This window comes from Jeotgalibacillus sp. JSM ZJ347 (genome assembly GCF_044383825.1).
Taxonomy (GTDB): domain Bacteria; phylum Bacillota; class Bacilli; order Bacillales; family Jeotgalibacillaceae; genus Jeotgalibacillus.
Window position 1 is genome coordinate 148,200 of sequence record NZ_JBISEN010000003.1, and the last position, 20,274, is coordinate 168,473.

Annotated in this window: 24 protein-coding genes; 11 read left to right on the top strand and 13 right to left on the bottom strand. The window is 43.3% G+C overall.

The window, feature by feature from the left end:
• Positions 1-83: 83 nt before the first annotated feature.
• Complete coding sequence (locus tag ACH6CZ_RS11730; RefSeq protein WP_374097639.1) at positions 84-602, top strand: sigma-70 family RNA polymerase sigma factor; 519 nt, start codon at positions 84-86, stop codon at positions 600-602.
• Positions 592-1,680 carry a hypothetical protein gene (locus ACH6CZ_RS11735; RefSeq protein ID WP_374097640.1) on the top strand — a complete coding sequence of 363 codons (1,089 nt, stop codon included), beginning with the start codon at positions 592-594 and terminating at the stop codon, positions 1,678-1,680. Before ACH6CZ_RS11730 ends, ACH6CZ_RS11735 begins: the two co-directional genes overlap by 11 nt.
• A 131-nt stretch (positions 1,681-1,811) precedes the next feature.
• On the opposite strand, the gene ACH6CZ_RS11740 is transcribed toward ACH6CZ_RS11735, so the two are convergent.
• The gene (locus ACH6CZ_RS11740) at positions 1,812-2,102 is read right to left on the bottom strand and encodes a hypothetical protein (RefSeq protein WP_374097641.1); all 291 of its coding nucleotides are present in this window, start codon (positions 2,100-2,102) and stop codon (positions 1,812-1,814) included.
• Positions 2,103-2,209: 107 nt separating this feature from the next.
• Here ACH6CZ_RS11740 and ACH6CZ_RS11745 point away from each other — a divergent pair, with 107 nt between their 5' ends.
• Both ACH6CZ_RS11745 and ACH6CZ_RS11750 read left to right on the top strand, forming a co-directional pair.
• Entirely contained in the window at positions 2,210-2,617 is a 408-nt protein-coding gene (locus ACH6CZ_RS11745; RefSeq protein WP_374097642.1) for a hypothetical protein, read from the top strand.
• Positions 2,618-2,713: 96 nt separating this feature from the next.
• On the top strand, positions 2,714-2,953 hold the full coding sequence (locus tag ACH6CZ_RS11750) for a hypothetical protein (RefSeq protein WP_374097643.1): 240 nt from the start codon (positions 2,714-2,716) through the stop codon (positions 2,951-2,953).
• 32 nt (positions 2,954-2,985) lie between these two features.
• On the opposite strand, the gene ACH6CZ_RS11755 is transcribed toward ACH6CZ_RS11750, so the two are convergent.
• Entirely contained in the window at positions 2,986-3,165 is a 180-nt protein-coding gene (locus ACH6CZ_RS11755; RefSeq protein WP_374097644.1) for a hypothetical protein, read from the bottom strand.
• Between the two features lie 262 nt (positions 3,166-3,427).
• Positions 3,428-3,868: a hypothetical protein gene (locus ACH6CZ_RS11760; RefSeq protein ID WP_374097645.1), complete on the bottom strand. Its 441-nt coding sequence runs from the start codon at positions 3,866-3,868 to the stop codon at positions 3,428-3,430.
• A gap of 147 nt (positions 3,869-4,015) precedes the next feature.
• Here ACH6CZ_RS11760 and ACH6CZ_RS11765 point away from each other — a divergent pair, with 147 nt between their 5' ends.
• On the top strand, positions 4,016-4,669 hold the full coding sequence (locus ACH6CZ_RS11765) for a TVP38/TMEM64 family protein (protein ID WP_374097646.1): 654 nt from the start codon (positions 4,016-4,018) through the stop codon (positions 4,667-4,669).
• A gap of 80 nt (positions 4,670-4,749) precedes the next feature.
• On the opposite strand, the gene ACH6CZ_RS11770 is transcribed toward ACH6CZ_RS11765, so the two are convergent.
• Positions 4,750-5,040: a glutaredoxin domain-containing protein gene (locus tag ACH6CZ_RS11770; RefSeq protein ID WP_374097805.1), complete on the bottom strand. Its 291-nt coding sequence runs from the start codon at positions 5,038-5,040 to the stop codon at positions 4,750-4,752.
• On the opposite strand from ACH6CZ_RS11770, the gene ACH6CZ_RS11775 reads away from it, so the two are divergent.
• Positions 5,039-5,722 (top strand): Crp/Fnr family transcriptional regulator, encoded by a 684-nt coding sequence (locus tag ACH6CZ_RS11775; RefSeq protein ID WP_374097647.1) that lies wholly within the window; start codon positions 5,039-5,041, stop codon positions 5,720-5,722. The genes ACH6CZ_RS11770 and ACH6CZ_RS11775 overlap by 2 nt on opposite strands.
• 62 nt (positions 5,723-5,784) lie before the next feature.
• Here the strand turns inward: ACH6CZ_RS11775 and ACH6CZ_RS11780 are convergent, their stop codons facing one another.
• Positions 5,785-6,225 (bottom strand): OsmC family protein, encoded by a 441-nt coding sequence (locus ACH6CZ_RS11780; RefSeq protein WP_374097648.1) that lies wholly within the window; start codon positions 6,223-6,225, stop codon positions 5,785-5,787.
• Positions 6,226-6,426: 201 nt separating this feature from the next.
• Here ACH6CZ_RS11780 and ACH6CZ_RS11785 point away from each other — a divergent pair, with 201 nt between their 5' ends.
• The 3 genes from ACH6CZ_RS11785 (at position 6,427) to ACH6CZ_RS11795 (ending at position 8,606) form a co-directional block, all read left to right on the top strand.
• Positions 6,427-7,779: a dihydrolipoyl dehydrogenase family protein gene (locus tag ACH6CZ_RS11785; RefSeq protein WP_374097649.1), complete on the top strand. Its 1,353-nt coding sequence runs from the start codon at positions 6,427-6,429 to the stop codon at positions 7,777-7,779.
• Positions 7,780-7,826: 47 nt separating this feature from the next.
• Positions 7,827-8,081, top strand: coding sequence for a hypothetical protein (locus tag ACH6CZ_RS11790; RefSeq protein WP_374097650.1), 255 nt, complete (start codon positions 7,827-7,829; stop codon positions 8,079-8,081).
• 372 nt (positions 8,082-8,453) lie between these two features.
• Positions 8,454-8,606, top strand: coding sequence for a YpzG family protein (locus tag ACH6CZ_RS11795; RefSeq protein WP_374097651.1), 153 nt, complete (start codon positions 8,454-8,456; stop codon positions 8,604-8,606).
• A gap of 68 nt (positions 8,607-8,674) precedes the next feature.
• Here ACH6CZ_RS11795 and ACH6CZ_RS11800 read toward each other — a convergent pair whose 3' ends face one another.
• The 5 genes from ACH6CZ_RS11800 to katG form a co-directional block, all read right to left on the bottom strand.
• Entirely contained in the window at positions 8,675-9,364 is a 690-nt protein-coding gene (locus ACH6CZ_RS11800) for a phosphatase PAP2 family protein (RefSeq protein WP_374097652.1), read from the bottom strand.
• Between the two features lie 73 nt (positions 9,365-9,437).
• Positions 9,438-10,928, bottom strand: coding sequence for a phytoene desaturase family protein (locus ACH6CZ_RS11805; RefSeq protein ID WP_374097653.1), 1,491 nt, complete (start codon positions 10,926-10,928; stop codon positions 9,438-9,440).
• A gap of 47 nt (positions 10,929-10,975) precedes the next feature.
• Positions 10,976-11,701, bottom strand: a complete 726-nt coding sequence (locus ACH6CZ_RS11810; RefSeq protein WP_374097654.1) for a YwaF family protein — start codon at positions 11,699-11,701, stop codon at positions 10,976-10,978.
• A 90-nt stretch (positions 11,702-11,791) separates the two neighbouring features.
• Positions 11,792-12,499 carry a 23S rRNA pseudouridine(2604) synthase RluF gene (gene rluF, locus ACH6CZ_RS11815; RefSeq protein ID WP_374097655.1) on the bottom strand — a complete coding sequence of 236 codons (708 nt, stop codon included), beginning with the start codon at positions 12,497-12,499 and terminating at the stop codon, positions 11,792-11,794.
• A 287-nt stretch (positions 12,500-12,786) separates the two neighbouring features.
• On the bottom strand, positions 12,787-14,997 hold the full coding sequence (gene katG / locus ACH6CZ_RS11820; RefSeq protein WP_374097656.1) for a catalase/peroxidase HPI: 2,211 nt from the start codon (positions 14,995-14,997) through the stop codon (positions 12,787-12,789).
• A 264-nt stretch (positions 14,998-15,261) separates the two neighbouring features.
• On the opposite strand from katG, the gene ACH6CZ_RS11825 reads away from it, so the two are divergent.
• On the top strand, positions 15,262-15,468 hold the full coding sequence (locus ACH6CZ_RS11825) for a hypothetical protein (RefSeq protein WP_374097657.1): 207 nt from the start codon (positions 15,262-15,264) through the stop codon (positions 15,466-15,468).
• Between the two features lie 51 nt (positions 15,469-15,519).
• Here ACH6CZ_RS11825 and trhO read toward each other — a convergent pair whose 3' ends face one another.
• Positions 15,520-16,479, bottom strand: a complete 960-nt coding sequence (trhO, locus tag ACH6CZ_RS11830; protein ID WP_374097658.1) for an oxygen-dependent tRNA uridine(34) hydroxylase TrhO — start codon at positions 16,477-16,479, stop codon at positions 15,520-15,522.
• 295 nt (positions 16,480-16,774) lie between these two features.
• On the opposite strand from trhO, the gene ACH6CZ_RS11835 reads away from it, so the two are divergent.
• Positions 16,775-17,557: an MBL fold metallo-hydrolase gene (locus ACH6CZ_RS11835; protein ID WP_374097659.1), complete on the top strand. Its 783-nt coding sequence runs from the start codon at positions 16,775-16,777 to the stop codon at positions 17,555-17,557.
• A 50-nt stretch (positions 17,558-17,607) separates the two neighbouring features.
• On the opposite strand, the gene ACH6CZ_RS11840 is transcribed toward ACH6CZ_RS11835, so the two are convergent.
• Both ACH6CZ_RS11840 and ACH6CZ_RS11845 read right to left on the bottom strand, forming a co-directional pair.
• Complete coding sequence (locus tag ACH6CZ_RS11840; RefSeq protein ID WP_374097660.1) at positions 17,608-19,188, bottom strand: glutathione ABC transporter substrate-binding protein; 1,581 nt, start codon at positions 19,186-19,188, stop codon at positions 17,608-17,610.
• Positions 19,189-19,407: 219 nt separating this feature from the next.
• On the bottom strand, positions 19,408-20,157 hold the full coding sequence (locus ACH6CZ_RS11845; protein ID WP_374097661.1) for a hypothetical protein: 750 nt from the start codon (positions 20,155-20,157) through the stop codon (positions 19,408-19,410).
• Positions 20,158-20,274: the final 117 nt, after the last annotated feature.

Consider the following 20,274-nt stretch of genomic DNA (forward strand, 5'->3'; position numbering starts at 1 on the left):
TTATGAAAAGTAAAGAATTTGTTTGTAAATGAAACCTCAATGTATTGAACTTTGTCCAACGTATATAGAAAGGAGGCGCCCGCTTGAAAAACAATGAAAAAGACCGCATCCTCAACCAGGCAATGGAGGACCACGGAAACTATTTGAAAAGGCTGATCTATACATATGTAAAAGATGTACAAAAAGCAGAAGACATCCTGCAGGACACATTTGTTAAATTCTATTCACGCTTTGACCAGTTTGAAAAGCGCGCTTCCGTTAAGACATACCTCTATAGAATCGCAGTAAATGAAGCCCAGAATTATTTAAGAAGCTGGTCTTTTCGGAAAATAGGGTTTACCGACAAGCTGCGTTCCTTTAACCAGGGCTCATCTGCAGAAGAACTCTATATCAAAAGCGAAGGAAATCGCACACTCGGAGAAATGGTGAAGGAGTTGCCGGTGAAGTATAGAGAGGTCATCTGGCTGTTTTATTATGATGAGCTATCAATTAATGAGATCTCAGAGGTGCTGAGGTGTTCTTCAAATACGGTTAAAACGAGGCTTGCGAGAGGAAGGCAGCTTGCAAGAATCTCGATTGAGGAGGGTGATTATGAGTATTAAGCAGGAACTTGAGAAATCCTTGCCTGAGAATCTTCATTTCACTGCTGCTGAAAAAGAAGGTGTGTATAACCGGATTCATAAGCGGAAAAAAAGGCGGTTTCAGGTACTTCCGGCATTAGCAGGTGCAATTGCGCTGATCATGCTCGCCATCCTGGTTGCGCCTGAAATGATGCCGAACCGCACAGCGCAGGATATGACAATTGAAAAAGTGGTTGTGCCTGATACGCCATATCCATCACTCGTACGTGCGCTGTATATAGATGAGACGTCAGAGCTGGTTTTTTCTGAAGAGAACGGGTTATATGCTTATCATGAAGAATCAGGGACGAAGGAGCAGCTGGCGGAGTTATCTTCTGTGACATATGAATTTGCTGCGACTGAGGACTGGATTGTCTGGACAGACCCGTCTGAAGGGGATTCTATCCTGTATATGATGAATAGAACGAATCAGGAGACTATGACACTTGAAGGAGACTACTATTTCAACTTGGCCATTGAAGGGGATACGCTGGTTTATCACAGAGGCAGTGAAGGCTATTATCGTATGAACCTTGAAACCCGGGAATCGGCACTACTGTATGAATTAGATAAACGGATTAGCAGCAGCAGTTTGGCTGATGTGCAGGGGAACTTTATTGTGATTCCTGAAGAAAGTCAGGGAGTAACAAGGCTTATCGTATATGACATTCAGACATTAGAAAAGGTCAATGAGATCGAAGTGCCATATGAGCGTGTAACACAGGTTCAGTGGAGTGGGAAGTATATTTATGGTCAGGGGCATAATGAAGATGAATTGCCAGTACTGATCCAGGCTGACCGTACAACCGGGGAAGTGCAGGAAATTCAAACGCCGGGCTTTGATGAGTTTGCAGTTGAAGGGGATTCTGTTGCGTTAAGTGTTCCAGACCGTGATAGTGACACGATCATGTTATATGAATTTGATGAACTGAAGGTGCGTCCGCTAAATACGCTGGATGAAATAGAAGAAAGATTAGTGGTGCCGCGATTTACAGATGACGGTACACTAATACTGAATGGTGAAGGCGATGACCGTGCCATGTACATTGTGAAACCTTAGAAAAGATCCGTTCCGGGTTCGCCGGGACGGATTTTTTCTTTTCACCGCGTAGGTACGTTGATACTTTGTCCTGAAACGCACCTGATATTTCTTGAACACCATATGTAATCTCCTGAACCACCACCAAAATCTCATGGACCACCCTCGTTATTTCCTGAATCACTCCCAAAAACTTCTGAATCAACGATTTTCCCATCTCCATCCGTCCAAATTCTATACCTCCGCCCATCCTCCTCAACAATAAGTGAATACTCCTGAAACCATTCACCCCATCTGCCGAGCTGAACGACTGATAAAATCTGTACCTCTTTCTCCTGCTCAAGGACAGCAGATCTGATTTCGTACTGCCGGACCAATACTGTTATGAAAATGATGGCTGTAATGACCATAAGACTCAGTAAGGCATAGAGAGTGTTTTTCATAAAGAACCTCCGCTTATCAATCAATTTTATTTATAATTCAATAATAATTTATTGATAATCAATAAACAACCCTATATAATGAATTTATTGGAAAAGGGGGCTGCGTCGTGAAAAAGGTCTTTCTCACATTGTTCACTTTACTATTGGTCTCAGGCTGTGGGTGCAGCACTGGATTAGAAGAAAGAGGTAACGGTATATATATTCACATTACGAACAATACAGGATTCGATGTATATGGACTGGAGGTAAACATGGAGAATAGCTCCCATATGATTGTTAACGCGGACGGTAACAAAATGGGGAAAGGTGAAACAATGGTCATTGAGCTGTTAAAGGAAGATGTTGTGATGCCTGATTCCAGGACTTTTGAAGTTTTTATGCTTGGAGACAAAAGCGGTAATAAGCGCATTGCGGTTGAGCACTCGTATGATATAGACTTCCGGTCGGGTCAAAACTGGTATTTCACAGTGAATGGTGATGCGGTGAATAAGTTGGCGCTTTATAAAGGGAAATAAATGTTTCGCATCATTTGCACGATCATGACATAGAATATATTGGTAACAAACGAGGTTTTTTGTGGTAAAATAATGGAAAATGACGAAGTGGAAGAGGTGAGAGCAATAAAGAAATTATCAGCCGGTTTGATCATCGGCATCATTGTTTCTATAATCGTGATCGACCATAAAGGCATCGCCTATCAGCTGGTGGGAATAGGGGACACTAAGCCAACAAGTCTGGCACAACTTGATGTTAACTACGCGCTAAGTGCAACGCTCATCACAACGCTATGTGTGATCGCAGTATATATTTTCAGTCACTACATAAGAAAGAAACAAATAGAAGCAAAATAAAAAGACGCCTGCAGTGCGTCTTTTTGTAGTCTTTACCATTCGTCCTCACGTTTTTTCTCCGTTTTCTTTTTCGCCACGTAAAAAGCTAGTGCAACGAGTGGAATGAATATGACACATGGTATTTGTATATGGCTCTGCGTAATAAATGCGAGCCCTAATAGAACGGCCGCACCAATGATAAGATACAGACACCCTCTGCCGAACGTCTCCATAACTTCAGTTCCTTCCTTAAAATAGAGAATCACCACACAATATGGTGCCCTCACTGGTGTTCAAACGTTTGTTTTAAACTATCATATGTATTAATAACAAGTTTTGATGATTATAGTTGTAACACCCCCGGGAGCCTGATTTCAAGAGCTTTATATATTTATATTAAATTATGTCGTCACCTCTGCCATTTTAATTCCAGTATACAAGTAAAGGTAAAATGAAAAAAGCCATTCTCCTCTACAAAGAGATGGCTTTGAGAACTTATGCTTGTTGTCTTTTCGTAAGCACGAGGAATATTGCCGCTGTAATGAGTGAAAAGCCGAGGTGCGTTAGAAGGTTCATCATCTGGGTACCTGTAAAGATCTCACCTAACATCGTGCCCATCCCCATCATCAGTGGCATCACGATAATTGGACCAATCAGCCAGATCAGCACACCATGTGCAATGCCAAGCAATAAATAACGGTTCGAGAAGCGGGTCATCAGTCCATAACCAAGGCCGAATATCCAGCTGATTGTCATATGCATGGTCCAGCCGACTGCTAGACTTTCAGAACCAGCCATCGAAGCGATCATCGCCATCATGCCCATCATCTGCATAAAGAAGCCAAACGCAATACCTGCGACCGTACTTGCAACAAGAGAGGCTGTAACAGTTCTGGACACTGGAAATGTGACGGGGGGACGTTTTGCCGTTACCATAAAGCTATCACTCCTTTTTATTTGAGTTTAATCACATATCAATGTTAAAAAAGTAAGATAACTAACAATTCTGAAAAAATATTTTGTGAGCTGTTTAACAGCTTTATTCTTGAATAAACAATAATGTAGATAGATGAGGTGAAGTGCATGAAAAAGTGGGGCGGATGGATTTTGATTGCGGCAATCGTCGCAGGACTAATCATATTAAATCAGACGGTGCTCGATCTATCTCCTGAACGGATCCGCAATTGGATATTATCAGTAGGGATGATTGCACCAGTTTTATACGTCATTCTTTATACGTTCAGGCCTTTCATTTTGTTTCCGGCATCTGTTTTATCATTGGCCGGAGGTCTGGCGTTTGGGCCATTGTACGGCACACTGCTGACAATGACAGGTGCGACAACTGGAGCCATTCTTGCTTTTATGTTTGCTAAGAAAGCGGGAGCGAAAAGGGTTGAAGAGAAGCTTGGCCAAAGAGGCGAAAAGCTGCAGCATCAGCTCGAGCATAATGGTTTCTTGATCGTATTGTTGCTGCGGCTTGTTCCAATATTTAACTTCGATCTGATCAGCTATGCAGCGGGTGCATCTAAGGTGCGATTATTACCTTTCGCACTTGCCACACTGATCGGAATAGCACCTGGGACTTTTGCATACACGTTTCTCGGGTTTAGTACCGGATCAGACAGTGCAGAGACCATTATCATTGCTGTAACCATTTTCGCGATCATTTTTATTATCCCATTACTGTTCAGAAAAAAGATTAAGTCTTATTTACAGGGCAAAACTCAGGAGAATTAAGCAGACAAATTCAGGCTGTCGTAAGGTGAATATCCTTTTGACAGCCTGATTTTTATGACTCATATTAAAATAAATGCGATTCATTTTATATGGGTAAACCCATCTGTATTTTTTTGTTCAGAAAAAGAATCTAATAGACGGAACAGGTCATCCCCTGAGTAAAACTCATCTTTATAGTATAGTATGGGGAACCCGTCTTTTCGGACTTCATAGGGGATCGTTAACGCTTTTTGACGATTTTCAAACACTTGAATAGTTGAAAAAGGAATGCCGTGATTATGCAATAAGCTGATCGCTTTTTGACAGTCAGAACAGCCGGGTATCGTAAAAAATTGTGTGTGTGAATAATGAATGAAAGAGGGGAATCTCATGGACAAACTGACGCTCCTTTCCCATATTAACCTTTTTGATGAATTACCAATGAATGAATTGAAGAAAATTGATCAAAGCAGTACGATGACCCCTGTTAAAAAAGGGACACAGCTTTTAATTCCAGGACAATCACTCGATATTCTTTTTATCTTAAAAAAAGGGCAGGTCAGACTGTACCGGATGACGCCAAATGGAAAACAGTTCACTACCGATATCCTGGTAGATGGCAATGTCTTTGGTGAAACGGATTCTTTTACATTAACGGACCAGGATACTTATGCAGAAGCAATGACTGATTCATATATTTGCACAATGAATAAAGAGAAGTTTGAGCAATTTATCCGTTCATCACCAGATGTATCATTGAAGCTGATTCAAATTCTTTCCAACCGCCTGAAAGAAACGTATGATCTCAGTGAAAAGATTGCACTGGCAGATGTCCGTTTCCGCACATTGTTTTTGCTGCTGAAAATGAGTGAGAAAAGCGGAAAGCGTGAAAAGGAGTGGCAGTCGATCCAGATGAAATTGACACATGAGGATCTTGCTACAATGGTAGGTTCATCAAGGGAATCCATTTCACTTTTAATGAGCCGCCTCAAAAAAGAAGGCCTCATTAAAAAAACGCTTCGCGGATATGCGATTAAAGCAGATGAGATTCAGCAGTTAATTGAAAAAGGTTAAATAGCAGAAATGCCGGAAAGTCACTTTGTAATAGAAGTGATCTTCCGACACATTCATAAAGCTTATGCTTTAACCCACTCAGCTTCAATTGGAATGCCAGCTGCCTCAAAAGTAGTGTAAACAGGGCATCTTGCATCCGTTTTTTCTTTTAGTTCATCAATGCGTTCCTGTGATTCATCTGTGTGCACAGTGGCACGAATCTTAACCAGTTCAAAATATGGTTTTATTTCAGGATCACCCATTAAGCCACGGGGATCAAGTTCGGCTTGTACATTAAATTCGATTTTATCGAGAGAGAATTCCATTTCTTTTGCTACCATATTAGCAATGACGTTTTCACAGCCGGCCAGAGATGCCAGAAGATTTGTTAAAGGGTCCGGACCCTCGTCCTGCCCACCCATATTAGGTGGCTCATCAATAATCATCAGGTGCTGCCCGCTTGTCAGCTCTGTCTTCATATTTTCAGTTGATCCTTTTACTTCAAATGACATTTTATTCGCCATACATAACATCTCCTTTTCTTTAATACGTCTTAATCCTATCAGGGGAATGACGTTCAAAAAGTTAGCTGGCTAACAATGAACCGTTTTAAGATGCGCAGTTTTGTAAGATAGCTTACAACCGGAAGTAAGAAAAACGATTTTGCTGTTAATATGTGCTACTTTTATAATAGGATTCTAAAATTCTGTAAGGAGGTCGCAAACATGCAAAAGTCATACGATCTAATTGTTATTGGTTCTGGTTCCGGGGGGTCAGTTACAGCTTCTAAAGCACGAAAAAATGGATGGAGTGTTGCAGTGATCGACTCACGCCCATTTGGAGGAACGTGTGCTAATCGTGGCTGTGACCCTAAAAAAGTTCTGGTCGGCGCTGCTGAACTTATTGATTGGAACGAGCGAATGAAAGGACATGAGAATGTCGCAGGCTCTTCAATTAACTGGAGCGAACTAATGGCATTTAAGCGGCAGTTTACTGACCCGGTACCTGAAAATAAAGAAAAGAGTTTTCTTAAACAGGGAATTGATATCTATCATGGGCAAGCATCTTTCGAAAGTGAAAATGAAATTGTCGTAGGAGATTACCTGCTCACTGGAAAGAATATATTAATTGCTACAGGCGCAGAGCCTGCACCTCTATCTGTTGAAGGGAAAGAGTTTGTTCAGTACAGCGATGATTTTCTGGAGTTTGAAGAACTGCCTGAAAAGATTGTCTTCATTGGTGGGGGATTTATTTCTTTTGAATTCGCCCATATTGCGGCGAGAGCAGGATCGGAAGTTCATATCGTGCACAGAAGTGATCGGCCTTTGAAAAAGTTTGATCAGGATCTGACGCATTTGCTGGTTCAGAAATCAGAGGAGCTGGGGATTCATATCCACCTTGAAACCTCTTTAAGTAAAATTGAAAAGTCAGGAACTCAATTATCTGTCTTTGTGAATAATGAAAAAGCAGGCGATCACACGATTATTGCAGATGCAATTATTCATGGTGCTGGAAGAGTGCCGGCTGTAAAGGGTTTAAATTTAGAAAAAGGACAGGTAGACTATGAAGGAAGTGGTGTTACTGTTAACCGGTATCTTCAGAGCGTCAGCAACCCTATTGTTTATGCAGCGGGTGATGTCTCAGCGACGATTGGAGAACCTTTGACGCCACTAGCAGGTATGGAATCTCATGTTGCAGCGTCCAATATATTGGATGGTAACAGCAAGGAGCCTGATTATACAGCGGTACCATCGACTGTGTTCACTGTGCCAAAGCTTTCCGCAGTGGGCTTGAGCGAAGAAGAAGCCAGGAAGCAATACGATCATATCAAAGTAAATCATATGGATGTATCTGAGTGGTTTACGTATAAAAGAACAAATGAAAAATATGCTGCAGTCAAATTAATTATTAATGAAGATACAGATCAAATTTTGGGCGCACACATATTAAGTATGTCTGCTGATGAATTGATCAATCATTTTGCAATGGCTATACGTTATCAAATTTCTGTCAGTGAGCTTAAAAAAATGATCTTTTCATACCCTAGTACTGCATCAGATATTGGATATATGCTGTAACGGGATAAAAATATAGGGTTTTATTTTTTAAAAGGCAGGGAGTCTTCATGAAGAAAATTTTAATCACTTTAAGTGTAGTAGCCATTATTGTCATCGGAGGAATTGTAACGTATAACATTATGACTGAAGAGCCGAATCCGCAGGTCATTCTGGATCATACAGACGGTACCTATGTGCTGCCGGAATGCTTTGAACAGGATGAACCGTCGAATTATATCGAGCAGTCTAATATGGAGCGGGCGATGGAGTTAAACTATGAGCCCGGCGGTTCCTGTACAGAAGCTGCAGTGGCTGGGGAATAGTGGGGTTAAAATCCGCTGTTTTCCCCTCCGCTTTCTCTATGAATGCTTGCAATATGGGTTGAACTGCTTCCGGGATTTGCGTCAGGGTGCGCAGCCGGGTGATGATTGGCAGTCCCCCTGTTTTTCTTCTGTCTGCGGTCTGCATAAAGACCCAGTAATCATACACCTGCAATAAAGCTGAAGAAGATCCACATGTGTTTTGCTCCTTTCAGATAAGCATTTAACTGATTATACCAAAAATTGGACCTCCCGTTTATCTTTAAATGAATTTCCACTATCGCCCACTTATAATCCTGTTTATTTTAACAAAAGCTATGGTACATATTCCTGCTGGGATATGAGGTTTGAACCCTTTGAAAGAGGTGGGATAAGATGAGCTATAAAGGTCAATTGGATCAGCATTCTCAGCTTTTTCACCACAACTGGACAAGGCCTAAGAGGACACACTCCCAGGTGAATGGACATACTGAAATGTCTCAGAGTACGTACATTCTTAAAAGGGATGTTAAAGCGCGTCAATCTTAATGGTTGTTCAGACTGACTAAAAAGAAGGCTCGAAAAATGAGCCTTCTTTTTCTATCTCCAGTTAGATATCATAATTCCTTTTTCTTCTTCAACCCGGATCGCCAAAGTGTAATCTCTAAAATTGCAATACAGGTAACGAGCCATGTCAGTCCAAGCGTTAACCCGCCGATCACATCAGTAAAATAATGAACGCCCAGCGGAAGACGGCTGAAAGCAATCAGCAGAATCAGGGTGCCAAGCGCAATATTGATGATCCATTTTCCAAGCTTATTCATCCGGCTCCTGAGAACCAGATAAATGATGAAACCGTAAAACACAATCGGACCGGTGGAATGACCGCTTGGAAAGCTGTATCCGGTACCGTCATATTGCTCAATCAGATTTGGACGATCTCTACCAAAAGCTGCTTTAAGCCCCGTAATCAGAATCGAAATCCCACCCATTGCGATGACAAAATAGATAATTCTCCATTTTTTCCGATTATAAAAATAAGCGAGGACAGCAATCATAATAATGGACCCGGTTGTCAGTGCCCATACTGAACCGAGCTCAGTAATAAAGGCAAAAAAGGCAGTTACCCCAGGGGTTGCAATACTTTCTGCGAATTCAGCAGCGTGCTGGTCGATCATAAATTTTTCGTTTTCCAGGACATCTTCACCTAATTCCGTGAAAATGTAAAATCCAGCGCCGATGATCACCAGCGCCGTCACTATTAATATGTAAGTCCTGGAGGGGATTGATTTCAAAGTATCCAGCATACTGCTTCACGTCCTTTAAGTTTTACAGTATGCATTCCCCTGATTGCCTGCCTAAAAACGCAAAAAGGCACAGTCACTGAATTAACCTGCGCCCTGTGATGGAATGGAAGCAATGATAGCCACTGACTGATACACCAATTGTTCCGCCACCGGGAAAGACTGAGTCTCCGCAAAGCCAGAAGTTTTTCAGTGAGGTGCGGTGTGACAAACTGAAGAAAAGAGAGTGCGTTCTTGTTTGTGCAAAACCGCCAACTACACCCCCTGGACGATGTGGATAGCGCTCCCATGCTCTTGGTGCACCGGGATAAATATCAACAATGGCTTCATCAATGGCCGGATAATAGTACCTGATTGTCTGCAGCATCTTTTCAGTAAAGAGCGTTTTATTTAAATCGTATTGGAGTTTTGTTTTCCAGCTAGACAGGTTGATATGCGTGCTGACCGTCATCGTCCGGTAACCCTCCGGTGCACGCTTTCTGTCGTACTGATCGGAAATAGAGAGAAATAGATGGTTTCCTTCATCATGACTGCTGCCTTCAGGACTCATCAGCTGCTGGAACAATGGGAAGTCTTCCGGCAGATACGTCTCATCAAGTGAGATATAAAGTGTCATCGTACCCCATGTATCCTGTTTTGACCGCTTTTTTAAACCGGAAGAAAGTTGATCATACAGGTCCTGATTCATAAGATTAGGAAGCGCCTGAATCGGTGCGTTACAAATCACATGATCTGCAGTCCTGGTATTGCCGCGGTGATCCACGACTTCATAGCGGTCTCTCACTTTTCTAACCTCAGTCACACGTCTGCCAAGGATTGCTTTTGCTCCATTACGTTTTGCTGCATCTGCGAGATCATAAGCGAATTGATACAGGCCGCCCTGCACATAATAAGCACCCTCATGATAAATATCTAGCGCGAGCACGCCCATCAACATCGCGCAGTCTTTAGTCGTTGTCTGCATACTGTCAATCAGTTGACCGTCGAGAAAATGGATGAAGTCTTTACAATCAAGCAGTTGATGCTTTTTTAGCAGTGAGCGGACTGTTTTGAAAAAGTTCGGGGCCAGTGTCACGTGCGTTGCCTTTAGAGACGTTAGTAGTTCAAGCGCTTCTCTACCGGTGTTGATCGGTAAAATGGGCAGCTTTTTCATTAATAAGCGAATCTTCGCCGCTTTTTGATACACTTCTTTATAAAAATCAGCAATCTCATTTGCGTAAGATGGGAAGTTCTCCTGCATGGCCTGCACGTGCTTTTTACGATCAGCATAAAACGTCAGCGTACGTTCTCCGCGCTTCACTTTCATGACATCTTCAAGTCTGAATGCATCAGCTTTAATGCCAAGATGACGAAACACTCTCTCATGAATCCCGCCTTTCTCAAGACCCATCCCAAGTGTTGCGCCTGCTGCGTATAGAAACTTGTTCCGCTGAAATTTCCCGGCGCAGCCGCCCCATTCCCGCGATGCTTCAAGAATTGTTACACTTTTGCCCGCCTGAGCAAGCAGTGCGCCTGCAGTGAGTCCGCCAATCCCGCCACCGATTACAATGATTTCTTCACGTGCCATCTCGTCCAACTCCTTTAACTAAAGCTTAATAACAGTGGGGAAGGGGTTCAATTTTGAATACGCTCAGATGCTTTGGGGTGAACCATTCTGTTGCCAAGCCACCAGGTAATGATGAACACGATGAGTGCAGTGATTTCGAGCCCGATGATATAGATGACGCCATCACCGAAAATGGAGAGCGCTGTATCAGAAGCAGGAGGTCCATTTAAAAAGAAATAGTTACCGCCTGTTACTGTGTTCGCCCACCAGATTCCGAGTGCGCATACGTTCAATAGCGCAAGTGCATAGACAATTGAACTTTTCGGAAGGGTGTAATTGTCACGTCTCAACAGGAAAATAGCTGAGAGGGGAATCGCCATATGCTGAATAAAGAACTTCCAGTAAAAATAGTGTGGAAAGGCATAAGCCAGATCCGGTGTTAAAAGTGCAAATATGGGCGGGAAGATCGCGATATAAAAATAGAAATAAAAGATTGGTCTGTTTGGTTTAAATAATAGGAATAAGCCGAAAAAAGTGCTGAATGAACAGAGCTGGAGCGGAAGGTAATTGGCAGCCTTCCAGATGCCGACTGACAGTGCCCAGATCTGATAACTCAATTCTGAAATGATGAATATGCCGGCGAAGAGGAGCGTCCAGCGGTTTGTGCGCTTCACAAAATCATTACGCAGGAACAGGATTAACCCTGAGAAGGTGATCAGGATGAAGATGGCGAGCATGATAATGTGTTCGGTTGAAAAGAGTATAAATCGTTCCTGGACTTCTCCTGAAAACATGTACTCACCTCCATCAAAAGTAATACGTTAATGGTAAAAGAATACCCGGACATCCCGCTGATCTAACATCGGGGGAAGTCCGGGTGTTTATTACCATTCTTTTGGTTCATAATCTAATTCTTTAAAAAGCTGTGTGCGTTCTTTTTTCGTCAGGTCACGCCACTGGCCAACTGGCAGGTTGTTCAGCTGGATATTCATAATCCGCGTACGCTGCAGGCGGTACACTTCATAACCAAGCGCTTCACACATGCGGCGAATCTGGCGGTTCATACCCTGTGTTAATGTGATCTGAAAGTCGAATTTGGAAAGCTCTTCGACTTTTGCAGGCTTTGTCTTTGTGCCGAGAATTTTAACGCCTTCAGACATCTGCTTCACGAAGTCAGGTGTAATCGGTTTGTCGACTGAGACGATGTATTCCTTCTCGTGCTCATTTTCAGGGCGAAGGATCTCATTAATGATGTCCCCATCATTTGTCAGGAGGATCAAGCCTTCAGACTCTTTATCCAGACGGCCGACGTGTGAGATGCGGAGCGGGTGGTTGACCAGGTCAATGATGTTTCCTTTAACGCCTTTTTCAGATGTGCATGTGATCCCGACCGGTTTGTTGAGTGCAATGTAGACATTGTTTTTTGCAAGGCGGATGGTCTGTCCATTTACAAGAACCTCATCGCCAGGCTCGATCTGCATACCGATTTTGGCTTTTTTACCGTTGACTTTTACTTTGCCTTCCTCGATCAGGCGGTCAGCACCGCGGCGTGATGCTTTGCCTGAGTCACTGATAAATTTATTTAAACGCATAGTGTCACTTCCTATTTCAGATTCGTTTATTTAGTATAACAGGTTTGGGTGGAGGGGAGGAAGGGTGAGGGTATGCTTGTATAGTGACCGAGTTCGACGTTCGTGGTGTGATGTACGATGGGAAATCACGTGGGTTCGACGGGAAATACCCCCGGTTCGCCGTTCAGTCGCAAGTGTTCGACGCTCAACACGCCACCTTCGCCACTTTGGGTACATTTACCCAATATACACCTAACCAAAAAACCCGGAAAGCGCACAATGCGCTCTCCGGATTCCGCAACAAAACCTTATTTCAAATCAAAACGATCAGCGTTCATCACTTTCACCCATGCTGCAGCGAAGTCACGTACGAATTTCTCTTTGTTATCTTCCTGTGCATATACCTCTGCATAAGCGCGAAGGATTGAGTTAGAACCGAATACAAGGTCGAAGCGTGTAGCTGTGCGTACTACTTCACCAGTCTTGCGGTCACGGCCTTCAAACAAGTTGAAGCCAACTTCTTTCCATTCAACATTCATATCAAGCAGGTTTACAAAGAAGTCGTTTGAAAGAACGCCTACACGGTCAGTGAATACGCCATGCTTCGTATCGCCGTGGTTAGCGCCAAGTACGCGCATTCCGCCGATCAGTGCAGTCAGTTCAGGACCAGTCAGGCCAAGAAGCTGCGCTTTGTCTACAAGCATTTCCTCAGGGCTTAGCGTGTATTCTTTCTTCTGATAGTTACGGAAGCCATCTGATTCCGGCTCCAGTACGTCAAAGCTTTCTACATCTGTCTGCTCAGCTGTTGCGTCTCCACGTCCAGGTGAGAACAATACATCAGTGTGTACGCCTGCATCTTTAGCTGCTTTTTCAACTGCCGCAGTACCACCAAGTACGATCAGGTCTGCAAGGCTGACTTTCTTATCAAGTCCGCTTTGGATACCTTCATATACTGAAAGCACTTTCTGAAGCTGTTCAGGCTCGTTTGCTTCCCAGTTCTTCTGTGGTTCAAGACGGATGCGCGCTCCGTTTGCACCGCCACGGAAGTCAGATCCACGGTATGTGCTTGCTGAAGCCCATGCAGTCTTAACAAGCTCGCTTACTGTCAGACCTGAATCAAGAATTTTTGCTTTCAGATCAGCAACTTCACTGTCAGAAAGCTCATAATCCACTTTTGGTACCGGATCCTGCCAGATTAATTCTTCTTCCGGTACTTCTGGTCCAAGATAACGATCTTTTGGTCCCATGTCACGGTGAAGAAGCTTGAACCATGCACGTGCGAATGCATCAGCAAACTCGTCCGGATTCTGGTGATAACGGCGAGAGATCTTTTCGTAATCAGGATCCATGCGCAGCGCCATATCAGCTGTTGTCATCATTGTTTCAACTTTGATTGAAGCATCCTCTGCATCAGGTGCAAGGTCTTCATCTTTAGGGTTCACAGGCTTCCACTGGTGAGCACCAGAACGGCTCTTTGTCAGTTCCCACTCGTATCCGAATAACAGGTCATAATATCCGTTGTCCCATTGAGTAGGATTAGCTGTCCATGCCCCATCAACACCACTTGAGATAGTATCACGGCCCTTACCGCTGCCGTGTGAGCTCTTCCAGCCAAGACCCTGTTCTTCGATGTCAGCTGCTTCCGGTGCAGCTCCGACTTTTTCAGGGTCTCCGGCACCGTGTGATTTACCGAATGTGTGTCCACCTGCAACAAGTGCAACTGTTTCTTCATCATTCATACCCATGCGGCCGAATGTTTCACGGATGTCTCGTGCACTTGCAAGCGGGTCCGGATTGCCATTAGGACCTTCAGGGTTTACATAGATCAGACCCATCTGAACGGCAGCAAGAGGATTTTCAAGCTCTCGGTCGCCAGAGTATCGGTTGTCTTCCAACCATTCTTTTTCATGACCCCAATACGTATCTTCTTCAGGGTGCCATACATCTGCGCGTCCACCCGCGAAGCCAAATGTTTTTAGTCCCATTGATTCAAGCGCGACGTTTCCTGTCAGTACAAGTAAGTCAGCCCATGAGATCTTGTTACCGTATTTTTGCTTGATTGGCCATAGTAGACGGCGTGCTTTATCTAAGTTTACATTATCCGGCCAGCTGTTCAATGGTGCGAAACGCTGCTGCCCTGTTGAGCTTCCTCCACGTCCGTCACCAGTACGGTATGTACCGGCTGCATGCCATGACATACGGATGAATAAAGGACCATAATGACCATAGTCAGCCGGCCACCAGTCCTGGCTGTCTGTCATCAGGTCATGAAGGTCTTTTTTCAACGCATCGTAGTCAAGCTTCTTGAATTCTTCTGTATAATCGAAGTCCTCACCAAGCGGATTTGTTTTCTTGTCATGCTGGTGAAGAATACTTACGTTTAATTGATTTGGCCACCAGTCTTTATTTGTGGTACCGACTTTTGCGGTAGTGATTGCACTTTCCTCACTAGATTTCTGACCAGTGAATGGGCACTGTTCAGCACCTGCTTTGCTGTGGTTCATATCGTTGTTATCCATGAATATTATTCCCCTTTCTTTAATTAAGAAATAAGTAGTAAAAAATTTTACGATCATTTAAAACAGAGAATAATATAATAACTATTCTCAGATTATAATTATAATAAATTACTGAAAAAAGTAAAAGAAAAAACACTTAAAAAATTAATATGGAAAAATATTTTTTGTAAAGTGCTCACATGATACAATTGTATAGTAAATTCTGAAAATAATCACGGTATAATCTGAGAGGAGAGTGAAATGAGTAGAAGAAAGAGGTACCTCATGAGCTTGGTATTGGGATTATTGACTGGATTATTTGTAGTGCCAATGGGGTTTGAATGGCTGGGTTTTTCACTTGCTGACCTTTACAATCAGACTTTTGATGAAAATAGGATAGCAGGAGGAATCATAGGGACGGTCGCGCTGACTGTTATCACATACTTTGCCGGCAGATCCTTTATCAAAGAGTATCGCTCAATTGAAGAATGAACTAAAAAAAGCTGCAGGGAGACAGGCTCCGTTGCAGCTTTATCTTAGGTTTTATTGTTTTGCAGTCAGTTCTTCTTCAAGTACTGCAAGGCGCTTTTCAACTTCTGCACCCGTCAGCCCCATGCGGATGCTGTAACGGTTGCGGACGTTCTTCGCGCACTCAATTGAGCAGCCGCCAAGATATTTCGCTTCGTTTTCTTCATGTGCAAGGATCTGCTTGTTGCAGTCCGGATTTGAGCAGTTGATATAACGCTCACAAGGTGTACCGTCGAAGTGGTCACGGCCGACAACGACATGTTCAACCTGGTTGATCGGCACAGTGAGGCGCTCGTCAAATACGTACATTTGACCGTCCCACATCTGACCTTTCACTTCAGGGTCTTTCCCGTAAGTTGCGATACCACCGTGAAGCTGTGCAGCATCTTCAAATCCTTCTTTCACTAACCAGCCGGAGAACTTCTCACAGCGGATTCCGCCTGTACAATACGTAAGCACGCGCTTACCTTCAAGCATATGACGGTTTTCTCTTACCCAGTTTGGCAGGTCACGGAATGTTTCCACATCCGGACGGATTGCGCCGCGGAAGTGACCTACATCATATTCATATGTGTTACGCGCATCAAGAACAATTGTGTCCTCGCGCTGCATTTCTTCGTAAAATTCTTTTGGTGACAGGTAACGGCCTGTTAATTCGTTTGGATTAATATCATCCTCAAGACTCAAATTCACAAGCTCCGGACGAGGGCGCACGTGCATTTTTTTAAATGTGTGACCTTCCGCCTCATCAATTTTAAATACGATCCCTTCAAAAAGAGGGTTGTTCTTCATTGCTTCCATATAAGCATCCGTCTGCTCGATTGTACCTGAGCAAGTACCGTTGATGCCTTCATGTGCAACAAGAATGCGGCCCTTCAGACCAAGTTCCTTACAGAAATCGAGGTGCTCTGCAGCAACTGCTTCAGGGTCTTCGATCTTTGTATAGTGATAATAAAGTAAAACTCTGTAATCCATTTTTTTCTTCCACCTATCATATTATTTTGCAGGAATAACCTGATGGCGCAGAGTTGTTCAAAACTCTCCATCAGATATTATAACAGAGGTATGTACCTTTAAGGAAGAGGGAGTTATTGTTTGTCGTGTACGTAGTGGGGACGGAGGTTAGAGTGTCATGAAATATGCACAGAGGGGACAGGTTTAGAGAAACGACTAAATTGGATGCGATTACCACTTTTCGGTATGAGAAGTGTAAAATTTATTCATAATAGAACTAAGTTTAAAAATGATTGAAATAAGGGGAGGGTTCCTTATGCTCACAGACGACTGGTTCACAATACAGCAAATTGACGTGTGCACTTATGCGATCAGCGAGTACGGTCATTGGGAAAAAGTTCATTCTTTTTTGCTGATTGGAGAAAAAAAGGCTGTTTTGATCGATACTGGGCTTGGTATTGATGATATTAAAAGAATCACAGACCAGCTTACTGATTTGCCGATCTATGTAGTAACCACGCATGTGCATACAGATCATATCGGCTGTCACGGTGCGTTTGAACATATATACGTTCATAAGGCGGATCAGAGATGGCTTGTGAAAGGGATTGAAGGGCTTTCTATTGAGCAGGTGAGAAAAGGCATCAGAAAAGCGATTACCAAGCCGTTGCCGACATCCTTTGATCCTGAAACGTATGAGCCATTCAAAGGTGAGCCGACTGGTTTGCTTGAGGATGGAGATACAATGGATCTTGGGAACAGAAAGCTTCATATTATTCATACACCGGGACATTCACCAGGACATATTTCTGTGTTTGATGAAACGAACGGTTATTTATTCACGGGCGATCTTTTATATGATGAGACGCCAGTGTATGCTTTTTATCCATCAACTGACCCTGAGGCGCTGATTGAGTCATGGGAGAAGATTGCTACGCTTAAGGGTGTCAAAAAGGTATTTGGTTCACATAATTCAGTCGGGTTAGAGCCTGAGATCCTGCTTGAAGCGAAGAATGCCGCCATCTTTTTGAGAGAGCATGACCTGGCAAGGTTTGGGACGGGTGTTCATGAGTTTAACGGGTTTAGTGTGAAGTTTTGAATGGCAAAGGAAGTCTGGAATTAGACCATTCCAGACTTCCTTTTATAAGGTTATTCTGTTATCTCTACATCCTTCAACTGATACAATCCACTCGCATTCATCCAGAATCCTTCTACTTCATCCAGGTGTCCTGCAAGGTACGTCTGGTGCTGCAGGTAAATGGCAGGTGACAATTCAATCAGACGCTCCTGTGCATCCGCATAAAGCTGCTCCTGTTCTGCTTCATCCGTTGTCTGGCGTGCGTCATCCAGATAGCCGTCCAGCTGTTCATCCTGAATCATAAACCGGTTGCCGGCTGATCCGATTTGTGAAGAGTGGAACAGTGGGTATAGACCCGTATCGGCATTCGCATTCTGATTTGACCAGCCCAAAATGAACATGTCGTGCATGCCTTCGCCTGTCTGTTCAAGGTAAGCGCCCCATTCAAGCACTTCTACTTCAACATTGACACCAATTTCGCTCAGTGCATCCTGCGTTGCGACCGCGATATCCATACGCTGCGGGTTATCGTTGGTCCAGATTGTTGTATCAAAGCCGTCTTCATATCCTGCCTCAGCAAGAAGAGCCTGTGCTTCCTCAACATTGTATTCAAGTCCCGGAATGTCAGCAGCATTTGGAATCACCGGCGCAAGAGGTCCGGTAGCTACTTCACCATATCCATCATAAATACCATTGATAATTTCTTCTTTATTAATTGCCATTGATACAGCCTGTCTGACCTTTGGATCATCAAAAGGTTCTTTTTCAGTATTAAATCCAATGTAGTTCAGGCCAACACTATCCTGCGTTGCAAGCGATGCACCGTCCATCTGTTCGACGCGTGCTGCTTCGTTTGGTGCAAGCGGATCAATAATGTGGGCATAGCCTGTTTCAAGGTTAGCTACACGTGTTCCGCCTTCAGGTACGATCTGGAAGACAAACGAATCATAAGCGACTTCGCCATCCCAGTAATCCTCATTTTTTACAAGCGTCATTTCTTCACCAGGTGACCAGCTTTCAAATTCAAGGAATCCTGTACCAAGCGGATTTTCATTAATATAAGAACCCGGTTCACCGCCATTTTCAATTGCTTCATAATCAGACGCAATCGCTGCCGGGCTGATGATGGACCCACCCATATTTGTCAGGTTGGCAAGGAGCGGTGCAAATGGATACTTCAGGTTGAAGCGTACTGTATATTCGTCCACAACCTCCACACTGTCGACCATTTCAAACTGAACAGCGCGTGGTGAAGCAATATCTTCATCCAGAATGCGGTCAAAGTTTGCTTTTACAGCCTCTGCATTAAACGGTTCACCATCGTGAAATGTGATGCCTTCACGCAGCTTGAATTCCCACGTGACATCATCAACTGTTTCCCAGTCCTCAGCCAGCTGAGGCTGAATTTCACTGTTTTCATCAAGTGTAAACAGTTTTTCATATACCTGGACCTGCATATTGGCAGAAGGAATATCATTTGTCATATGAACGTCCATTGATACAGCGTCAGACATCGTCGCAAGGACGATCTCATCAGCACTTACACCTTCAGATGATACGCCTGATGATGTGCTCTCATCACTTCCGCCGGCACAGGCAGAAAGCAGTAAAAATGTTGATAAAGCAGAAACCCCAAGTACATGTTTCTTCAAAAAAATGACCCCCAATTTATAATCTTTAGACTTACGAAAATTTAGATTATTGAAATTATAGAGGTTCGAATAGACAAAAATCAATAGATTCTGACAATTTTTATTTCGATTTCCGTATAAAAGTGAATAAGTGCTACGAGAGTTCTATTTATTGGATTTTCAGTGAGTCTTATTACTTCTTTGATTTAACGCAGTGAAGTATAAGTGTCTAATCATAATTTAAGTTGCTGGACCTTCCGAATCCTTCCACGGCTCTTCCCCTGAAAGTGAATATTTTTCAACCAGCAGTAGTGACATAAAGGTTTTCAGCCAAACCTGAAACGGATCAGGTTCTTCTGCATATTCGATATAAAGATGTTTGAGAGTTGGGGCGATGTCTTCTGTTGCATCCGTATCAAATTCATACATTGCTACAGGGAGATGAAGCTGATTGGAGAAAGGGAGCAGAACAGCGGAGATAATAGATCCGACTTCCGGAAGTGCATGATTCGAATCATGGAGTATCATTTTGATTGTTTCTTTGTTTTTCAGATTAACGAGGTAACAGCCGTAAGGGCTAACACCTTTTGCTACGTAAAAAAAGTCAGGGATGACATGTTGAGTTAGCTGAAGCCAGGATAAAAATAGAGGGTGATCTTTAAAGAAGGTGAAATGCTCATAGTGGAATTTCGTGAAAATATTAGATGAGGGGTTTTGATGTGCGTCATTCAGGAGTCGCCACCAGTAAAATAATTGCGCAGCATCATCTGCCTTTTCGGGGCGGGCTTCACAGGTTTTAGCGAACCTCAAAAAGTCAGGGTAGATACCGGCGATCGATTGTTTGATGACATGTTGCTCGAGTTTTTTAAAAACATCTGTGAAGAATTGATTGCGCAGCTCTTTTGAAAGGGGGTAGGCAGTACGAAAGACTTTGCTGTCAGCTCTAGCCTGCTCAAACGGTATAGCGGTATGACAAGTGGACTTTTTCATTACATAACCTCGCTTTATATTTTTCCTTTTGAAAAAGGTTCTGTACATCTTTCTAGCTTCGTTTTGGATAATCCTGCTAAAGAATGAAATAATATGAGTAGAAATTTTTGATCGAAG

What these genes read in the sequence shown, in the direction of transcription:
- ACH6CZ_RS11775 (WP_374097647.1), top strand. Translation starts at nt 5,039, where the DNA reads ATGGACAAACTGACGCTCCTTTCCCATATTAACCTTTTTGATGAATTA.
- trhO (WP_374097658.1), bottom strand. Translation starts at nt 16,479, where the DNA reads ATGGATTACAGAGTTTTACTTTATTATCACTATACAAAGATCGAAGAC.
- ACH6CZ_RS11755 (WP_374097644.1), bottom strand. Translation starts at nt 3,165, where the DNA reads ATGGAGACGTTCGGCAGAGGGTGTCTGTATCTTATCATTGGTGCGGCC.
- ACH6CZ_RS11810 (WP_374097654.1), bottom strand. Translation starts at nt 11,701, where the DNA reads ATGTTTTCAGGAGAAGTCCAGGAACGATTTATACTCTTTTCAACCGAA.
- katG (WP_374097656.1), bottom strand. Translation starts at nt 14,997, where the DNA reads ATGGATAACAACGATATGAACCACAGCAAAGCAGGTGCTGAACAGTGC.
- ACH6CZ_RS11795 (WP_374097651.1), top strand. Translation starts at nt 8,454, where the DNA reads ATGAGCTATAAAGGTCAATTGGATCAGCATTCTCAGCTTTTTCACCAC.
- ACH6CZ_RS11765 (WP_374097646.1), top strand. Translation starts at nt 4,016, where the DNA reads ATGAAAAAGTGGGGCGGATGGATTTTGATTGCGGCAATCGTCGCAGGA.
- ACH6CZ_RS11760 (WP_374097645.1), bottom strand. Translation starts at nt 3,868, where the DNA reads ATGGTAACGGCAAAACGTCCCCCCGTCACATTTCCAGTGTCCAGAACT.
- ACH6CZ_RS11790 (WP_374097650.1), top strand. Translation starts at nt 7,827, where the DNA reads ATGAAGAAAATTTTAATCACTTTAAGTGTAGTAGCCATTATTGTCATC.
- ACH6CZ_RS11785 (WP_374097649.1), top strand. Translation starts at nt 6,427, where the DNA reads ATGCAAAAGTCATACGATCTAATTGTTATTGGTTCTGGTTCCGGGGGG.
- ACH6CZ_RS11825 (WP_374097657.1), top strand. Translation starts at nt 15,262, where the DNA reads ATGAGCTTGGTATTGGGATTATTGACTGGATTATTTGTAGTGCCAATG.
- ACH6CZ_RS11735 (WP_374097640.1), top strand. Translation starts at nt 592, where the DNA reads ATGAGTATTAAGCAGGAACTTGAGAAATCCTTGCCTGAGAATCTTCAT.
- ACH6CZ_RS11740 (WP_374097641.1), bottom strand. Translation starts at nt 2,102, where the DNA reads ATGAAAAACACTCTCTATGCCTTACTGAGTCTTATGGTCATTACAGCC.
- ACH6CZ_RS11805 (WP_374097653.1), bottom strand. Translation starts at nt 10,928, where the DNA reads ATGGCACGTGAAGAAATCATTGTAATCGGTGGCGGGATTGGCGGACTC.
- ACH6CZ_RS11770 (WP_374097805.1), bottom strand. Translation starts at nt 5,040, where the DNA reads ATGAGATTCCCCTCTTTCATTCATTATTCACACACACAATTTTTTACG.
- ACH6CZ_RS11835 (WP_374097659.1), top strand. Translation starts at nt 16,775, where the DNA reads ATGCTCACAGACGACTGGTTCACAATACAGCAAATTGACGTGTGCACT.
- rluF (WP_374097655.1), bottom strand. Translation starts at nt 12,499, where the DNA reads ATGCGTTTAAATAAATTTATCAGTGACTCAGGCAAAGCATCACGCCGC.
- ACH6CZ_RS11845 (WP_374097661.1), bottom strand. Translation starts at nt 20,157, where the DNA reads ATGAAAAAGTCCACTTGTCATACCGCTATACCGTTTGAGCAGGCTAGA.
- ACH6CZ_RS11800 (WP_374097652.1), bottom strand. Translation starts at nt 9,364, where the DNA reads ATGCTGGATACTTTGAAATCAATCCCCTCCAGGACTTACATATTAATA.
- ACH6CZ_RS11780 (WP_374097648.1), bottom strand. Translation starts at nt 6,225, where the DNA reads ATGGCGAATAAAATGTCATTTGAAGTAAAAGGATCAACTGAAAATATG.